Annotated in this window: 15 protein-coding genes and 1 pseudogene; 10 read left to right on the top strand and 6 right to left on the bottom strand. The window is 61.4% G+C overall.

Translation table 11 applies throughout. The features are described 5' to 3' along the window. The 6 genes and pseudogenes from GPS82_RS00780 to GPS82_RS00755 all read left to right on the top strand — a co-directional run. Positions 1-254, top strand: a pseudogene (locus tag GPS82_RS00780) (aldolase); the annotation flags it as partial. Positions 255-259: 5 nt separating this feature from the next. Further along, positions 260-1,054, top strand: coding sequence for a 2-oxo-tetronate isomerase (gene otnI / locus GPS82_RS00775; RefSeq protein ID WP_296490166.1), 795 nt, complete (start codon positions 260-262; stop codon positions 1,052-1,054). A 48-nt stretch (positions 1,055-1,102) separates the two neighbouring features. Further along, the gene (locus GPS82_RS00770) at positions 1,103-2,029 is read left to right on the top strand and encodes an NAD(P)-dependent oxidoreductase (RefSeq protein ID WP_296490165.1); all 927 of its coding nucleotides are present in this window, start codon (positions 1,103-1,105) and stop codon (positions 2,027-2,029) included. Positions 2,030-2,066: 37 nt separating this feature from the next. Further along, a complete protein-coding gene (locus GPS82_RS00765; RefSeq protein ID WP_296490164.1) occupies positions 2,067-3,500 on the top strand; it encodes an aldehyde dehydrogenase family protein in 1,434 nt (477 codons plus the stop codon). A 131-nt stretch (positions 3,501-3,631) separates the two neighbouring features. Continuing rightward, complete coding sequence (locus GPS82_RS00760) at positions 3,632-4,393, top strand: SDR family oxidoreductase (protein ID WP_296490163.1); 762 nt, start codon at positions 3,632-3,634, stop codon at positions 4,391-4,393. Then, entirely contained in the window at positions 4,393-5,508 is a 1,116-nt protein-coding gene (locus tag GPS82_RS00755; RefSeq protein WP_296490162.1) for a DSD1 family PLP-dependent enzyme, read from the top strand. Before GPS82_RS00760 ends, GPS82_RS00755 begins: the two co-directional genes overlap by 1 nt. Positions 5,509-5,534: 26 nt before the next feature. On the opposite strand, the gene GPS82_RS00750 is transcribed toward GPS82_RS00755, so the two are convergent. Continuing rightward, the gene (locus tag GPS82_RS00750) at positions 5,535-5,855 is read right to left on the bottom strand and encodes a hypothetical protein (RefSeq protein WP_296490161.1); all 321 of its coding nucleotides are present in this window, start codon (positions 5,853-5,855) and stop codon (positions 5,535-5,537) included. A 269-nt stretch (positions 5,856-6,124) separates the two neighbouring features. Here GPS82_RS00750 and secA point away from each other — a divergent pair, with 269 nt between their 5' ends. The 4 genes from secA to GPS82_RS00730 all read left to right on the top strand — a co-directional run bounded on the left by secA (position 6,125) and on the right by GPS82_RS00730 (position 11,524). Further along, entirely contained in the window at positions 6,125-8,869 is a 2,745-nt protein-coding gene (secA, locus tag GPS82_RS00745; protein WP_296490160.1) for a preprotein translocase subunit SecA, read from the top strand. A gap of 86 nt (positions 8,870-8,955) precedes the next feature. Continuing rightward, positions 8,956-10,185: a bifunctional glutamate N-acetyltransferase/amino-acid acetyltransferase ArgJ gene (gene argJ, locus GPS82_RS00740; RefSeq protein ID WP_296490159.1), complete on the top strand. Its 1,230-nt coding sequence runs from the start codon at positions 8,956-8,958 to the stop codon at positions 10,183-10,185. Beyond that, positions 10,182-11,060, top strand: a complete 879-nt coding sequence (locus tag GPS82_RS00735; protein ID WP_296490158.1) for an ATP-binding protein — start codon at positions 10,182-10,184, stop codon at positions 11,058-11,060. Before argJ ends, GPS82_RS00735 begins: the two co-directional genes overlap by 4 nt. A gap of 74 nt (positions 11,061-11,134) precedes the next feature. Next, the gene (locus GPS82_RS00730) at positions 11,135-11,524 is read left to right on the top strand and encodes an NUDIX domain-containing protein (RefSeq protein ID WP_296490167.1); all 390 of its coding nucleotides are present in this window, start codon (positions 11,135-11,137) and stop codon (positions 11,522-11,524) included. Positions 11,525-11,533: 9 nt separating this feature from the next. Here the strand turns inward: GPS82_RS00730 and GPS82_RS00725 are convergent, their stop codons facing one another. From GPS82_RS00725 to GPS82_RS00705, 5 genes are read right to left on the bottom strand one after another with little or no spacing between them, the layout of a single operon-like run. Beyond that, a complete protein-coding gene (locus GPS82_RS00725; RefSeq protein ID WP_296490157.1) occupies positions 11,534-11,731 on the bottom strand; it encodes a DNA gyrase inhibitor YacG in 198 nt (65 codons plus the stop codon). A 3-nt stretch (positions 11,732-11,734) separates the two neighbouring features. Then, positions 11,735-12,490 carry a cell division protein ZapD gene (gene zapD / locus GPS82_RS00720; RefSeq protein ID WP_296490156.1) on the bottom strand — a complete coding sequence of 252 codons (756 nt, stop codon included), beginning with the start codon at positions 12,488-12,490 and terminating at the stop codon, positions 11,735-11,737. A 16-nt stretch (positions 12,491-12,506) separates the two neighbouring features. Further along, complete coding sequence (coaE, locus tag GPS82_RS00715; protein WP_296490155.1) at positions 12,507-13,133, bottom strand: dephospho-CoA kinase; 627 nt, start codon at positions 13,131-13,133, stop codon at positions 12,507-12,509. A gap of 3 nt (positions 13,134-13,136) precedes the next feature. Next, on the bottom strand, positions 13,137-13,979 hold the full coding sequence (locus GPS82_RS00710; RefSeq protein WP_296490154.1) for an A24 family peptidase: 843 nt from the start codon (positions 13,977-13,979) through the stop codon (positions 13,137-13,139). Further along, the gene (locus GPS82_RS00705) at positions 13,979-15,193 is read right to left on the bottom strand and encodes a type II secretion system F family protein (protein WP_296490153.1); all 1,215 of its coding nucleotides are present in this window, start codon (positions 15,191-15,193) and stop codon (positions 13,979-13,981) included. Before GPS82_RS00705 ends, GPS82_RS00710 begins: the two co-directional genes overlap by 1 nt. Positions 15,194-15,291 lie beyond the last annotated feature (98 nt).

Below are 15,291 nucleotides of genomic sequence, written 5' to 3'. Positions count from 1 at the left end.
CCGGCGACCCGCAAGCCGCGCACTTGGTGGCCGACACCATCACCCGCTATGGCGAAGCCGGCACGCCGATCCGTGCGGTCATGCTGGCGCGCCTGGGACCCAACGTCTGGCACGACTCGCCTGCCGCTGCCATGGCGACCCTGGAAGAACTTGAAGAAACCGCCCGGCTGATGTGCCTGAGCGCTGACGCGCCCGAGCCCTTGACCGATTTTCAAATCAACGAACTGCGCCACACCTTCGGCGCCCGATGGTGAACCCCATGCCCAAATTTGCTGCCAACCTGTCCATGCTCTACCAGGAACACGCGTTTCTGGACCGTTTCGAGGCCGCCGCCAAAGACGGCTTCAAGGCCGTGGAGTATTTGTTCCCGTACGCGTTTGACAAGCAAGACATTGCCGCGCGCCTCAAGGCCCACGGCCTGCAACAGGTGCTGTTCAATGCCCCGCCGGGTGACTGGGACGCCGGTGAGCGCGGCCTGGCCTGCCTGCCGGGTCGCGAAGAAGAATTCCGTGTCGGTATGGTCAAAGCACTGGACTACGCGGCCACGCTGGGCTGCCCGCGCGTGCATGTGATGGCCGGCTTGTTGCCTGCGGGCGCAACGCATGAGTCGCTGTACCCGACCTACATCGCCAACCTGCGCTGGGCTGCGCAAGCGGCCGCCAAACAGGGTGTTGATGTGCTGATCGAACCCATCAACACGCGCGACATTCCCGGCTTTTACCTGAACCGCCAGGACGTGGCACATGCCGTGCTGGCCGACGTGGGTGAGCCCAACCTCAAGGTGCAGATGGACCTGTACCACTGCCAGATTGTGGAAGGCGACCTGGCCATGAAGATCCGCAAGTACCTGGCCACCGGACGGGTCAGCCATCTGCAAATTGCCGGCGTGCCGCAGCGAAACGAGCCTGATCTGGGCGAGATCAACCACCCCTATTTGTTTGCGCTGCTTGATGAACTCGGTTACAGCGGCTGGATCGGCTGCGAGTACCGCCCGGCCAACACGCAGGCGGGCGGCACCTCGGCTGGTTTGGGTTGGCTCAAACCCTATCTGTGACCCAGCTCCCATCGGCACCACCACCCCATCACTTACAAGAGAAACAACATGCAAGATGCTTCAACCCAGCTCAATATCGGTTTCATCGGCCTCGGCATGATGGGCCGCGGCATGGCCCGGCACGTGCTGGCCAAGGGCTATGGCGCAGGGTTGCTGGTGCGCTCGCAAGAGGGCGCGGAACGCTGCGCGGATTTGTTGGCAGCGGGCGCCCGCAGCCTGGCAACGTCGGCCGAAGTGGCCGCCATGGCCGATGTGCTGATCATTTGTGTGACCGGCTCGCCCGAAGTTGAGGAAGTGGTGCTGGGTAAGCACGGCGTGCTCGAAGGCATCCGGCCCGGCTCAGTGGTGGTGGACTGCTCCACTTCGCAGCCCGACTCCACGCGCCACTTGGCGGCCGCTGTTGCCGCCAAAGGCGCGCTGTTTCTGGACGCCGCCCTGACCGGCACGCCCAAACATGCGGAGGAAGGCCAGCTCAACCTGCTCGTGGGCGGCGACACCGCGGTGCTGGAACGGGTGCGCCCGGTGTTCGAGTGCTTTGCCAAGAACATTTTTTATTGTGGCGCGGTTGGCGCCGGGCACACCACCAAGCTCCTGCACCAGTTTGTGGTGCTGGGCAACGCCGCCATTCTGGCCGAGGCGTTTTCCTGCGCCAGCAAGACCGGGGTTGATCTGGCCGTGCTGTGTGATGTGATCGATTCTGGCGGCGCCAACAGCACGGCGTTCCAGCGCCTGCGCCCCTACGTGCTGGAGGGCAACGACCAGATGTTCCGTTTCTCGATCGGCAACGCGCACAAGGACATGCGTTATTACGCACGCATGACCGGCGAGGCCAAAGCCGTGTCCTACCTGGGCGACGCCGTGCACAACACCTACACCGTGGCCACCAACCAGGGCTACACGCCGCAGTTCATTCCGCATTTGATCAACAGCCTGAACACGCTCAACGGCAATACAAGCGAGCCCAAAAAAGACTGAAGCGGGCACGCCGTTTGTTTTTGTACCGAGTCCAACCATGCAACTCAACTTTATCGGCAATGCCGCCCAGGTTTCCTCTTCCGGTCAGACCATTCCCATGCTGGACCCCTCCGACGGCCAGGTGTTTGACCACATCCAGCGCAGCAATGCCAAAGACATTGACCACGCCGTGCGCGCCGCGCGCCAGTGTTTTGACACGGTCTGGGGCAAGACACCGGCGGCCGAGCGCGGTCGCTTGCTGATGCGACTGTCTATGCGGGTGGCGCAGGGTGTGGACGAGCTGACCGTGCTGGAGCAGCGTGACTGTGGCAAGCCCACGCGCCAGGCGCGCGCCGATGCGGTGGCGCTGGCGCGCTACTTCGAGTTTTATGCCGGCGCCTGTGACAAGCTGCATGGCGACACCATTCCCTACCTGGATGGTTACAGCGTGCTGACCTGGCGCGAGCCGCACGGTGTCACCGGGCACGTCATCCCGTGGAATTACCCGATGCAGATTTTTGGCCGCAGCATCGGCGGCTCCTTGGCGGCGGGCAATGCCTGTGTGGTCAAGCCGGCCGAAGATGCCTGTCTGTCGCTGATCCGCGTGGCGCAAATGGCCGCCGAGGTGGGTTTTCCGGCCGGGGCGCTCAACATCGTCACGGGTTATGGCCACGAGGTGGGTGATGCGCTGGCGCGCCACGCCGGCATCGACCACATCAGCTTTACCGGCAGCCCCTCGGTGGGCACGCTGATCCAGCAGGTGGCGGCGCAGCGGCACTGCCCGGTGACGCTGGAGCTGGGTGGCAAAAGCCCGCAAATCGTGTTTGCCGACGCCGACCTGGATGCGGCCTTGCCGGCCATCATCAACGCGATCGTACAAAACGCCGGACAAACCTGTTCAGCCGGCTCGCGCCTGCTGGTGGAGCAGACCATTTACGAGCCGCTGCTGGAGCGTCTGGGCGCGATGTTTGAAAACTTGCGTGCCGGCCCGGCCAGCATGGACCTGGACCTGGGTCCGCTGATCCGCCAGAGCCAGCAACAACGGGTCTGGGACTTTTTAAGCGACGCCCAGGCCGACAGCATCCCCATGGTGGCGAAGGGCAGCGTGGTCGATGAGGCACCCGAAACCGGTTTCTACCAAGCACCGACCTTGCTGCGCGACGTGCCGGTGCAGCACCGGCTGGCGCAGCAGGAAATCTTTGGCCCGGTGCTGTGCGCCATGGCCTTCCGCGACGAAGACCACGCCGTGGAACTGGCCAACGCCACCCCCTTCGGGCTGGTGGCAGGGGTCTGGACGGCTGACGGCGCGCGCCAGTTCCGCATGGCGCGACGCCTGCGCAGCGGCCAAGTCTTCATCAACAACTATGGTGCCGGCGGCGGTGTAGAACTGCCCTTTGGCGGCGTCAAGTCCTCGGGCTATGGCCGCGAAAAAGGCATTGAGGCGCTGCAGGGCTTCACCACGCTCAAGACGGTGGCCATCAAACATGGCTAAGAGCCTGGGCGGCAGAGCGTTCTGCTGCGTGTCCCCCGCCCTGCGGGCTCCTCCTTTTACCTGCGCAGAACGCTCTGCCACCCAGGCTCCTGTTACCCCCACTTCTGAACTGAATATAAAAGGAACACTCCATGCGCGTTCAAGATAAATCCATCATCGTCACCGGCGCCGGCCAGGGTATCGGCAAGGGCATTGCGCTGCGGCTGGCTGCCGAAGGGGCGAAGGTCATCGTGAATGACATTGACGTCGGCTTAGGCGAAAGCGTGGTGAAGGAAATCGTCGATGCCTGCGGCACGGCTTCTTTTGTGGCTGCCGATGTGACCAACTCCGACCAGGTGAAAGCCTTGGTGGCGGCTGCGGTCCAGCGTTATGGCCGGCTCGACGTGATGGTCAACAATGCCGGCTGGACGCACCGTAACCGGCCAGCGCTGGAAGTGTCCGAGGATGAGTTCGACAAGTGTTACGCGGTCAACGTCAAAAGTATTTACCTGGCCACGGTCCACGCCACGCCGATGTTTCGCGCGCAGGGCGGCGGTGCGTTCATCAACATTGCTTCCACGGCGGGGGTGCGCCCGCGCCCTGGCCTGACCTGGTACAACGGCTCCAAGGGCGCGGTGATCACCACGTCCAAGTCGCTGGCGGCAGAGCTTGGCCCCGACAACATTCGCGTCAACTGCATCAACCCGGTGTTCAACCCCGAGACCGGCTTGTCCGCCGAGTTCGCCGGTGGTCCGCTCACCGAAGATCGCCTGGCCAAGTTCCGCGCCACCATCCCGCTGGGTCGGTTTTCCACCGCGCTCGACGTCGCCAATGCGGTGCTGTATCTGGCCAGTGACGAAGCTGCCTTTATCAACGGCGTGTGTATTGAAGTCGACGGCGGGCGCTGCGTCTGATGGCGCCCTGGCAAGCTGCCCAAGTGGGCGATCCTGTCAGCGCCATTGACACCCCCGCGCTGGTGCTCGACCTGGACGCTTTTGAACGCAACCTGCAGCGCATGGCAGACGCGCTCAGGGGCCACCCGGTGCGACTGCGCGCCCATGCCAAAAGCCACAAATGCCCCGAGATTGCGCGCCGCCAGATTGCGCTGGGCGCCATTGGCATTTGCTGTCAAAAAGTCAGTGAAGCCGCCGTGTTTGTCGATGCCGGCATTGACGATGTGCTGCTGACCAATCAACTGGTGGGCACGACCAAGCTGCTGCACCTGGCGGAGCTGGCCCGGCGCGCGCGCATGGGCGTGCTGGTGGACGACCCGCTGCAGGTGCTGGCGCTGGCCGAGGTGGCGCGCAGCCAGGGCGTGGCCATCGATGTCTATGTCGAGGTGGAGGTGGGCGGGCGCCGCTGTGGCGTGGCGCCCGGCACAGCCGCCGCCCGCCTGGCGCGCCTGATCGCAGACCACCCGCCGTTGCGCTTTGCCGGGCTGCAGTGCTACCACGGCGCAGCGCAGCACCAGCGCACACCGCTGGAGCGGGCGCAGGCGATTGCCCAGGCTTGTGATGCCGCCACGCTCAGCCGCGCGCTGATTGAGGCCGATGGCCTGCAGGTGGAGCGCATCACCGGCGCGGGTACCGGTACCTTTCTGCTGGAGCGCGACTCGGGTGTCTTCAACGAAATCCAGGCGGGTTCTTACATCTTCATGGACCGCGACTATGACGACAACCAGTTGGGACCACAGGACGTGCGCTTCGAGCATGCGCTGTTTGTGCGCAGCGCCGTGTTGAGTCGCACGCAGCCAACCCGCGCGGTCCTGGATGCGGGACTGAAGGCCTCCAGTGTTGATTCAGGCATGCCCGCGGTTTGGCAGCGTCCGGAACTCAAGTACTTGAAAGCTGCCGACGAGCATGGTGTGCTGGAGCTGCCAGCGAATTCGCCGTTGGCGCTTGGTGACGCACTGATGCTGGTGCCCGGGCATTGCGACCCCACGGTCAACCTGTATGACGAACTGGTGTGCATCCGGGGCGACCGCGTGGAGGCGATCTGGCCGATCGCAGCGCGCGGTGCCTTGCTTTAGTTGGTTCGGGCGACAGGAAGCCTGCGTCAATACCGGCCCGAGCCACTGGCACCGCTGACTTTGAGCCGGATGCTTTTGACCTCAAGGCCGTGCACCCGCAGATGCGCCTCAAAAGCGGGAAGCAGTTGGCGCAATTTGGCGGCGGTGGTGGTGTTGCTGAGCAACAGGCACCAAGCGCCTTCGTTCAAGGGACCTGCGGTCACTTGGGCGCGGAGCGTCTCCGGAATCAACTCGGTGATGGCGTCAAGGCGCGCCCTGGAGGCACGGCTCAGCTCCATCAGTTTTGCCAGACTGGCGTTGCTCTGGCTGGCTTGCAGCAAAGTGACTGAGGGCTGGCGTCGGTTCATTTGATGGGGAGATGGCAGATGCGCGCGATTATCACGGATGCACCGCCAGTCAAATTATGGGGCGGGCGTTTGCCCGGTGCCCGCCCGCCCGTTGGCCGCTCCATCACGCGGTTGGCGAGCCTGCTCGCGGCGCGGGTAAAATCATCATTTTGAACAGTGTTTGGCGACATTTTGATTTTCGTTGCGCTGTTCCCCATTCAAGTCAGTTCGTAAAAAAGGATAGCGCCGCATGTTTGACCCAGGTGGGTCAGGCTGCACGCCCTGTATTCATGCCCATCACGTTTCTCACCAAAATTTTCGGCAGTCGCAACGACCGCCTGATCAAAAAATACCGCAACACGGTAGTCAAAATCAATGCCCTGGAAGCCGGCCTTGAGAAGCTCCCTGATGCCGACTTGCGCGCCAAAACCGAGGTTTTCAAGGACCGGTTGGCCAAGGGTGAAACGCTCGATGCGTTGCTGCCGGAAGCTTTTGCGGTGGTGCGTGAGGGATCCAAGCGGGTCATGAAAATGCGCCCGTTTGACGTGCAACTGCTCGGCGGCATGTCACTGCACAACGGCAAGATTTCAGAAATGGGCACCGGTGAGGGTAAAACCCTGACCGCCACTTTGCCCGTTTATCTCAATGCCCTGACCGGCAATGGCGTGCATGTGGTGACGGTCAATGACTACCTGGCCAATCGTGACGCCCAGTGGATGGGCAAGCTGTACAACTTTTTGGGCTTGTCGGTGGGCATCAACCTGCCCAATATGTCGCGCGAGGAAAAACAGGCGGCCTACCGCTCCGACATCACCTACGGCACCAACAACGAGTATGGTTTTGACTACCTGCGCGACAACATGGTCTATGAGGCCGGCGATCGGGTGCAGCGCGGCCTGAACTACGCCATCGTTGACGAGGTGGACTCGATTCTGATCGACGAGGCGCGCACCCCGCTCATCATCAGCGGTCAGGCCGAAGACCAGACTGACAGGTATGCGGCAATCAATCGCATCGTGCCACAGCTGGAGCAGCAGCAGGGCGAGGCCGATCCGCGGACCGGCGAGGGCATCATCAAGGAGGGTGACTTCACCATCGACGAAAAAACCCGTCAGGTGTTCATGACTGAGCGTGGCCATGAAAACGCTGAACGGATTTTGTTTGAGATGGGCCTGCTTTCTGAGGGCGCCAGCCTGTACGACCCGGCCAACATCACGCTGATGCACCATTTATACGCCGCGCTGCGTGCCAACCACTTGTACCTGCGCGACCAGCATTACGTGGTGCAGGCCGGCGAGGTGGTGATTGTGGACGAGTTTACCGGGCGCCTGATGAGCGGGCGGCGCTGGAGCGAGGGCCTGCACCAGGCGGTGGAAGCCAAGGAAGGCGTGGCGATCCAGCCCGAAAACCAGACCATGGCGTCGATCACCTTTCAGAACTACTTCCGGTTGTACGGCAAGCTGGCCGGCATGACCGGCACCGCCGACACCGAAGCCTATGAATTCCAGGAGATTTATGGTCTGGAAACGGTGGTCATGCCGCCCAACAAGCCGAGCCGCCGTGACGACCAGCTTGACCGGGTCTACAAGACCACCAAAGAAAAATACGATGCCGCCATTCAGGACATTCGCGAGTGTTACGAGCGCGGCCAGCCGGTGCTGGTGGGCACCACCTCGATCGAAAATTCCGAGCTGATTGCCGATCTGCTGGAAAAAGCCAAGCTACCGCACCAGGTGCTCAACGCCAAGCAGCACGCCCGTGAGGCCGACATCGTGGCGCAGGCGGGCCGCGCCAAGATGATCACCATTGCCACCAACATGGCGGGCCGCGGCACCGACATTGTGCTGGGTGGCAACATCAGCAAAACCATCGGGGAGATCGAGGCTGACGAGTCGCTCGATGCCGCGCAGAAGCAGCAGAAGCTTGATGCCCTGAACGCCCAGTGGGCCAAGGACCACGCCCAGGTGACGGCGCTGGGCGGCTTGCGCATTATCGCCACCGAGCGCCATGAATCGCGCCGTATTGACAACCAGTTGCGCGGGCGCTCGGGCCGCCAGGGCGACCCGGGCTCGTCGCGCTTTTACCTGAGCCTGGATGACGCGCTGATGCGCATCTTTGCCGGTGAGCGGGTCAAGGCGATCATGGACAAGCTCAAGATGCCTGAGGGCGAAGCCATTGAGGCGGGCATGGTGACGCGCAGCATTGAGAGCGCCCAGCGCAAGGTGGAGGCGCGCAACTTTGACATGCGCAAGCAACTGCTCGAATACGACGACGTGGCCAACGACCAGCGCAAGGTGATTTACCAGCAGCGCAACGAGATTCTGGACGCGACCGACCTGTCGGCGCAGATCCAGTCGTTGCGCGAGGGTTGCTTTGAAGACGTCGTGCGCCAGTACGTGCCGGTCGAGTCGGTGGAAGAGCAGTGGGAACTGCCGGCGCTGGAGCGGGTGTTGTCGGATGAATGGCAGATGACTTTGCCGCTGCAGCACCAGGTTAGCGCCGCCAGCGCCATCACCGACCACGACATTCTTGACACCGTGCGCGCCCATGCCAACGCCGTGTTTGAAGCCAAGGTCGCCTTGGTGGGCAATGAGAACTTTACCCAGTTTGAGCGCATGGTGCTGTTGCAAAGCATCGACAGCAACTGGCGCGACCACCTGAGTTCGCTCGACTACCTGCGCCAGGGCATCCACCTGCGCGGCTACGCACAGAAGCAGCCCAAGCAGGAATACAAGCGTGAAGCCTTTGAGCTTTTTGGCCAGATGCTCGATGCCGTCAAAAACGACGTCACCAAAATCCTGATGACGGTGCGCATCCAATCCAACGAGGAGGCCGCAGCGGCCGCCGCCGAACTGGAAAACCGCGCCGAACGCATCAGCAACGTCACCTACAGCGCGCCCACCGAGACCGGGGGAGTGGAAATCAAGATCGATGAAACCACGATGCCGCTGGAAGTGCCCCGCGTGGGCCGCAACGAGCCCTGCCCCTGCGGCAGTGGCAAGAAGTACAAGCATTGCCACGGCAAGCTGGCCTGATTCTTCTGAAGTAGCAAAATCGGGCTCCGTGCCCGATTTTTTTCGATCAAAATTTGTACCCGTTCATTGTTCCCTGAAAGCACCCCATGGCCGTTCACCTGTCTGCTCCCAACCCTGCTGAGTTGTTTCCTATTGCCGGCGTGCGCATCGGCGTCACTGAAGCAGGAATTCGCAAGGCCAATCGCAAAGACCTCACGGTGGTGCTGATTGACGAGGGCGCGTCAGTGGCCGGTGTCTTCACGCAAAACCGCTTTTGCGCCGCGCCAGTGCAAATTTGCCGGGAGCACCTTGCCTCCAGCCAGGGCATTCGCGCCATGCTGATCAACACTGGCAACGCCAATGCCGGCACCGGTGCGGACGGCCGCGCCCGCGCGACCAGCACCTGCCAGGCGCTGGCCAGTCGGCTGGGATTGTCAGAGCAGCAAGTGCTGCCATTTTCCACGGGAGTGATCATGGAGACCCTGCCGGTGGAGCGCATCGAAGCCGGTCTGGACGCCGCGATTGCCGACGCCAAAGCCGACAACTGGTTGCGTGCCAGCGAAGCCATCATGACCACCGACACCGTGCCCAAAGCGTTTGGCGGGCAGGTGATGCTTGACGGCGTGCCGGTCAGCATCACCGGTATCAGCAAGGGGGCCGGCATGATCCGCCCCAACATGGCCACCATGCTGGGCTTCATGGCCACTGATGCCTGTGTGAGTCCGGGCCTGATGCAGCAACTGGCGCTGGAACTGGCCGAGGGCTCGTTCAACCGCGTCACGGTGGATGGCGACACCTCGACCAATGACTCGTTTGTGGTCATTGCCACCAACCAGGCAGCGCATGCGCCGATCACGTCGCTGGACAGCGCGGCTGGCCAGGTGCTCAGGGCCGCCATGCTTGGCGTGGCCCGCAATCTGGCGCAAGCCATAGTGCGCGATGGCGAAGGTGCCACCAAGTTCATCACCATCAGGGTTGAAGGCGGCAGGACACAGGCCGAGTGCCGCCAGGTGGCGTACGCCATTGCCCACTCGCCCCTGGTCAAGACCGCGTTTTTCGCGAGTGACCCCAATCTGGGCCGGATTCTGGCTGCGGTGGGTTATGCGGGCATTGCCGACCTGGATCAGACCGGCATTGATCTGTATCTGGACGACGTGCTGGTGGCGGTCAAGGGCGGGCGCAATCCGGACTACCGCGAGGAAGACGGTCAGCGTGTCATGAAGCAGGCCGAGATCACGGTGCAGGTTGCATTGGGCCGGGGTGAGGCGGTAGATACCGTGTGGACCTGTGACTTGAGCCACGACTATGTCTCGATCAACGCTGATTACCGTTCATGAACCCCGGTTTTGAGCACTTGTTGCAGCGCGCCGAGCAACTGATCAGCCGCATTGAGGCCGTGCTGCCGCAGGCGCCCGGTCAGCCCGACTGGACGGCTTCCAGCGCGTTTCGCTACCGCAAACGCAGCTCTGGCCGGGCCACGCTGGAGCCAGTGCGCCATGTAGGCGCCATGGCCCTGACCGACCTGAAAGAAATTGAGCCGCAAAAAGAAAAAATCCGGCGCAACACCCTGCAATTTGTCAATGGTCAGCCGGCCAACAATGTGCTGCTGACCGGCGCCCGCGGCACTGGCAAGTCGTCCCTGATCCGCGCCTGTCTCAACGAATTTGCCGCCCGGGGCCTGCGCCTGATCGAGGTGGACAAGGCCGATCTGATCGACCTGCCTGATATTGTTGATCTGGTGTCTGAACAACCGTACAAATTCATCGTCTTTTGTGATGACCTGAGCTTTGACGAAGGTGAGTCCGGCTACAAGGCGCTCAAGTCGATTCTGGACGGCTCGGTGGCTGCGACCACCGCCAATGTGCTGATTTATGCCACCAGCAACCGGCGCCATTTGCTGCCCGAATACATGAGAGAAAACCTCACCTACACCCACACCGATGACGGCGAGGTGCATCCGGGCGAGGGCGTGGAAGAAAAGATATCGTTGTCCGAGCGCTTTGGCCTGTGGGTGAGCTTTTACCCGTTTTCGCAGGACGAATACCTGACCATCGTGGCCCAGTGGCTGGCCTCGTTTGGTGTGCCTGCGCCTGCGATTGAGGCCGCGCGCGGGCAGTCGCTGGTATGGGCGCTGGAGCGGGGCTCGCGCAGTGGCCGCGTGGCCTACCAGTTTGCCCGCGACTACGCCGGCCAGCACGCGTTGGGCGCATGACCTCATCACGCGACCCGGCAACACCCCTGGTGGCGGATGCGGCCGAGCCGCGCACCGGTGGCGCAGACCGGGCCATGGTGGATGTGGCCGTTGGGGTGTTGATCCAACCAGGGGGTGATTTTTTATTGACCTCCCGCCCGGCGGGAAAAGTCTATGCCGGTTACTGGGAGTTTCCTGGGGGCAAGTTTGAACCGGGTGAGTCGGTGCAACAGGCGCTGCAACGCGAGTTGCACGAAGAGCTGGGTATTCACGTTGACCAGATCGAGCCTTGGCGGCAGGAGTTGGTGGACTACCCGCACGCGCTGGTGCGCCTGCATTTTTGCAAGGTGTGGCATTGGACGGGTGAACTGCAAATGCGCGAGGCCCAGTCGTTTGCCTGGCAGCGTTTGCCGGTGTCGGTGAGCCCGGTGCTGCCCGGCACCGTGCCGGTGCTGCAGTGGCTGGCTGAGGAGCGCGGCGCTTAGAGCCTGGCTTCAGTCGGGCAAAAAATCTTTCGGGGGTGCCACGGCAGGCACGGCAAACTGCTCGCTGGCCCAGGCGCCCAGGTCAATCTGTTTGCAGCGGTCACTGCAAAACGGGCGATAAGGGTTGCTGGCCGAATAGACACTGGCACCGCCACAACCGGGACAGATCACGATTTTTGTGGGAAAGGTCGTCTTGCTGTCAGGCATGGCTCATGCACACAAAGCCAGTTCAAAGTTCACGTCTTCAGTGACGGACTGAAGGCGGTTGTCGTCACTTTGATGCATCAACCGCACTGACACCATCAGCCGGTTGCCGCTGATTTCCGGCACCATTTCAAGGGCTTCATCGAGTGCCAGACGCAGCAGCAAAAAGGTGCGTCCTTGCGGCAGGCTTTGCTGAAATTGGCCACCGTTGGCAACCACCTTTTGCGGCGCGCCAGAGTCACGCAACAGTTTGAGCAGCAATTGCACCGCCTCGACCAGCGGCGCCAGGGACAAGGCCCATTGACTTAATTGGGCTTGCCGGATGTCGCTGGGCTTGTGCTGCCAGGCATGGTAGGAGGGCAAGTCAAAACTGCAGGTGCCCCCCGGTATGACAATGCGGCTTCGGATGCCCATCAGCCAATCGTTTTCGGTCAAACTCTGACCTGCCTTGCCAGGCAGGTTGTTCAGGGCTTCGAAACTCCGGTCAAGCCTGCCGATGACCTCATCCAGAACCGATTCGGCAATGGCCGGGTTGCCACGGTAGACATCAAGTGCGTGCTTTTGCTTGTCCAGGTCCTTGAGCAAATCCGATTTGAGGTCGGCCCGGCTGGTCACTTCCAGGATTTCGAACAAGGTTGCCAGCGCAAAATGGTGGTCCATGGCATCGACCCTTGGCAGTAACTGCTGCAGGCGGATGAACAGGTGCTCCAGTCGCAAATAGGTGCGAATGCGTTCTTGCAAGGGGTATTCGTAGAGGATCACGCTTAGGTTCGGTGGGTCAAGAGCTAAAGTCCAATGATAGCCGCAAGCGCGGTGCGAGGGCAGCAACCTCCAGCCCCAAACCCTCCAGCGACAAGGTGTCGTTGAAGATCACACTGTCGGCCGCCTTCAATCGGCGTTGACGACTGCTTTGTTGGGCAACGATGGATTCGACCGTCGCACGCAACATTGCATTGCGCGCCATCACCCGCAAAATTTGTGTTTCCACCAGGCAGTCCACCACCAGCACATGGTCCACTTTCTGGCGCCAGCTGACTGACTCCACCAGCAAGGGCACATCAAAGACCACGCAGGCATGACCGGCTGCCTGTGCGACTTGCGCCCGGCGCCTGGTTTCTGCGCCCACCAGCGGGTGGATGATGGCCTCCAGTTGCTGCTTGGCATGGCTGTCGGCAAAGGCCAGGGCGCGCATCCGGTCGCGGTTCATGGCCCCGTCAGCGGTGATGAAGTCAGCGCCAAATTGTTGGGCAATGGCGGCAATGGCCGCGCCACCCGATGCCGTGAGTTGCCGAGCGATGGCGTCGGCATCAATGACCGTCGCGCCGTGTTGGGCCAAAAGGGCCGCCACGGTACTTTTTCCGCTGCCAATGCCGCCCGTTAGCCCGACATGGAACGACGTTTGCACGTTCTATAACCCGACGATCTTGAGAATGGCGTCGGGGCCAGCCACCATCGCGGTCAGGCCGGCAGCAGACAAAAATGGACCAAATGGCACATAACCGCCCTCCCGCAGGTTTTTTGCGAATTTCATGCCGATACCCACCACGGCACCAATCACGGACGCCATCAAAATCATGGGAATGAGCCCTTGCCAGCCAAACCAGGCACCCAGGGCTGCGAAGAGCTTGAAGTCGCCGTAGCCCATGCCCTCTTTGCCCGTCGCCAGTTTGAAGCCCCAGTACACCAGCCAGAGCGACAGATAGCCCGCCACTGCGCCCCAGAAGGCGTCGTTGAGTCCGATCGGGGTCAGATGCAGGGCGGCCGCCATCAGGCCCGCCCACAACAGCGGCAGCGTCATGTCGTCGGGCAACAGGGTGGTGTCCCAGTCAATCAGGGTCAATGCCAGCAGGGTGGCGCTGAAGAAACTCCACGCCAGACCGGTTGCGTTGGCCCCAAAATGCCAGCCACACCACAAAAACAAAAGCCCCGTGACCAGCTCAACCAGGGGATAACGCGGGCTGATGCAGGCCTGGCAATGGCCACATCGACCGCGCAGCATCAGGTAGCTCAGCACGGGAATGTTTTCATGCCAGCTGAGCTGGTGCCCGCAACTTTGACAGCGCGAGCGCGGAACCAGCAAATTGAACCGTTCAGACACGGGCTCGGTGTGACCTTGCAACTCGGCGCATTCGGCCTTCCATTGGGCCTCGAGGATGACTGGCAAACGGTAAATGACCACGTTGAGAAAGCTGCCGATCAACAAACCCAGAATGCCCAGCAAGCCGGCATCCACTGCGGGGGATCCACTCATCAGACCACCTGTCCGAGTTTGAAAATGGGCAGGTACATGGCCACCACGATGCCGCCAATGACGGTGCCCAGAATCACGATGATGATGGGCTCCATCAGGCTCGAGATACCCGCCACCATGTCGTCCACCTCCGACTCATAAAAGTCGGCCGCCTTGCCCAGCATATGGTCGATGGAGCCGGATTCTTCGCCAATGGCGCACATCTGCAGCACCATGGAGGGGAACAGGTTGACGTTGGTCATGGCTGCGGTGAGGGCGGTGCCGGTGGAGACCTCCTGCTGAATCTTGACCGTGGCCACTTCAAACACCGAGTTGCCTGAAGCCCCCCCCACCGAGTCCAGCGCTTCCACCAGTGGCACGCCGGCAGCAAACATGGTCGACAGGGTGCGCGTCCAGCGGGCAATGCACGACTTTTCGACCAGGGTTCCAAAAATCGGCAGTTTCAGCATGATGCGATCCATCACAAGCTGCATCTTTCTGTTGCGCCGCCAGGCTTGCATAAAGAAATACACACCGCCGCCGAGGCCACCAAAAATCAGCCACCAGTACTGCACAAAAATCTCACTGATGGCGATCACTGCCAGGGTTGGCGCCGGCAGGTCGGCACCAAAATTGGAAAACACTTCCTTGAACGCAGGCACCACAAAAATCATGATCACCGCGGTGACCACAAAGGCCACCACCAGCACCGAGATGGGGTACATCAGGGCTGATTTGATCTTGGATTTCATGGCCTCGGTTTTTTCCATGTACACCGCCAGCCGATCCAGCAATTGGTCCAGGATACCGGCGGCTTCACCGGCCTCGACCAAGTTGCAGTACAGGTTGTCAAAGTACAGCGGGTACTTGCGAAATGCCATGCTCAGCGAGGTGCCGGTCTCGACGTCATTGCGAATGTCATTGAGCAGGCGGGTCACGCTCGGGTTGGGGTTGCCGCGGCCAACAATGTCAAACGCCTGCAACAGCGGCACGCCGGCTTTCATCATGGTGGCGAGTTGGCGCGTAAAAATGGCCATGTCTTTGGGCTTGATGGATTTGGTTGAACCCATGCGCCTCTTTTTAATCTTGATGGGTGTGACACCCTGGCGACGCAAACCAGCCCGCACCTGGTTTTCACCACCCGCACGGGTTTCGCCCCGCACCTGTTTGCCATTGCGGTCTTTACCCTCCCACTCATAAACAAATTCCTTGATGGATTTTTTTTCGGTTGCCATAAAGTTGTCAGAGGGTTAAGTTGATCGTTGCTGATGGAACACACGCTCATCAGGGAAGCATGCGCTATTTTCACGTTTTTCAAGTCAAAGTTGCGCAA

This window comes from Rhodoferax sp., from assembly GCF_011391645.1.
In the GTDB taxonomy this organism is placed as follows: domain Bacteria; phylum Pseudomonadota; class Gammaproteobacteria; order Burkholderiales; family Burkholderiaceae_C; genus Rhodoferax.
The sequence above is the reverse complement of the archived record's forward strand: the minus strand, read 5'-3'. Positions and strand labels throughout refer to the sequence as shown.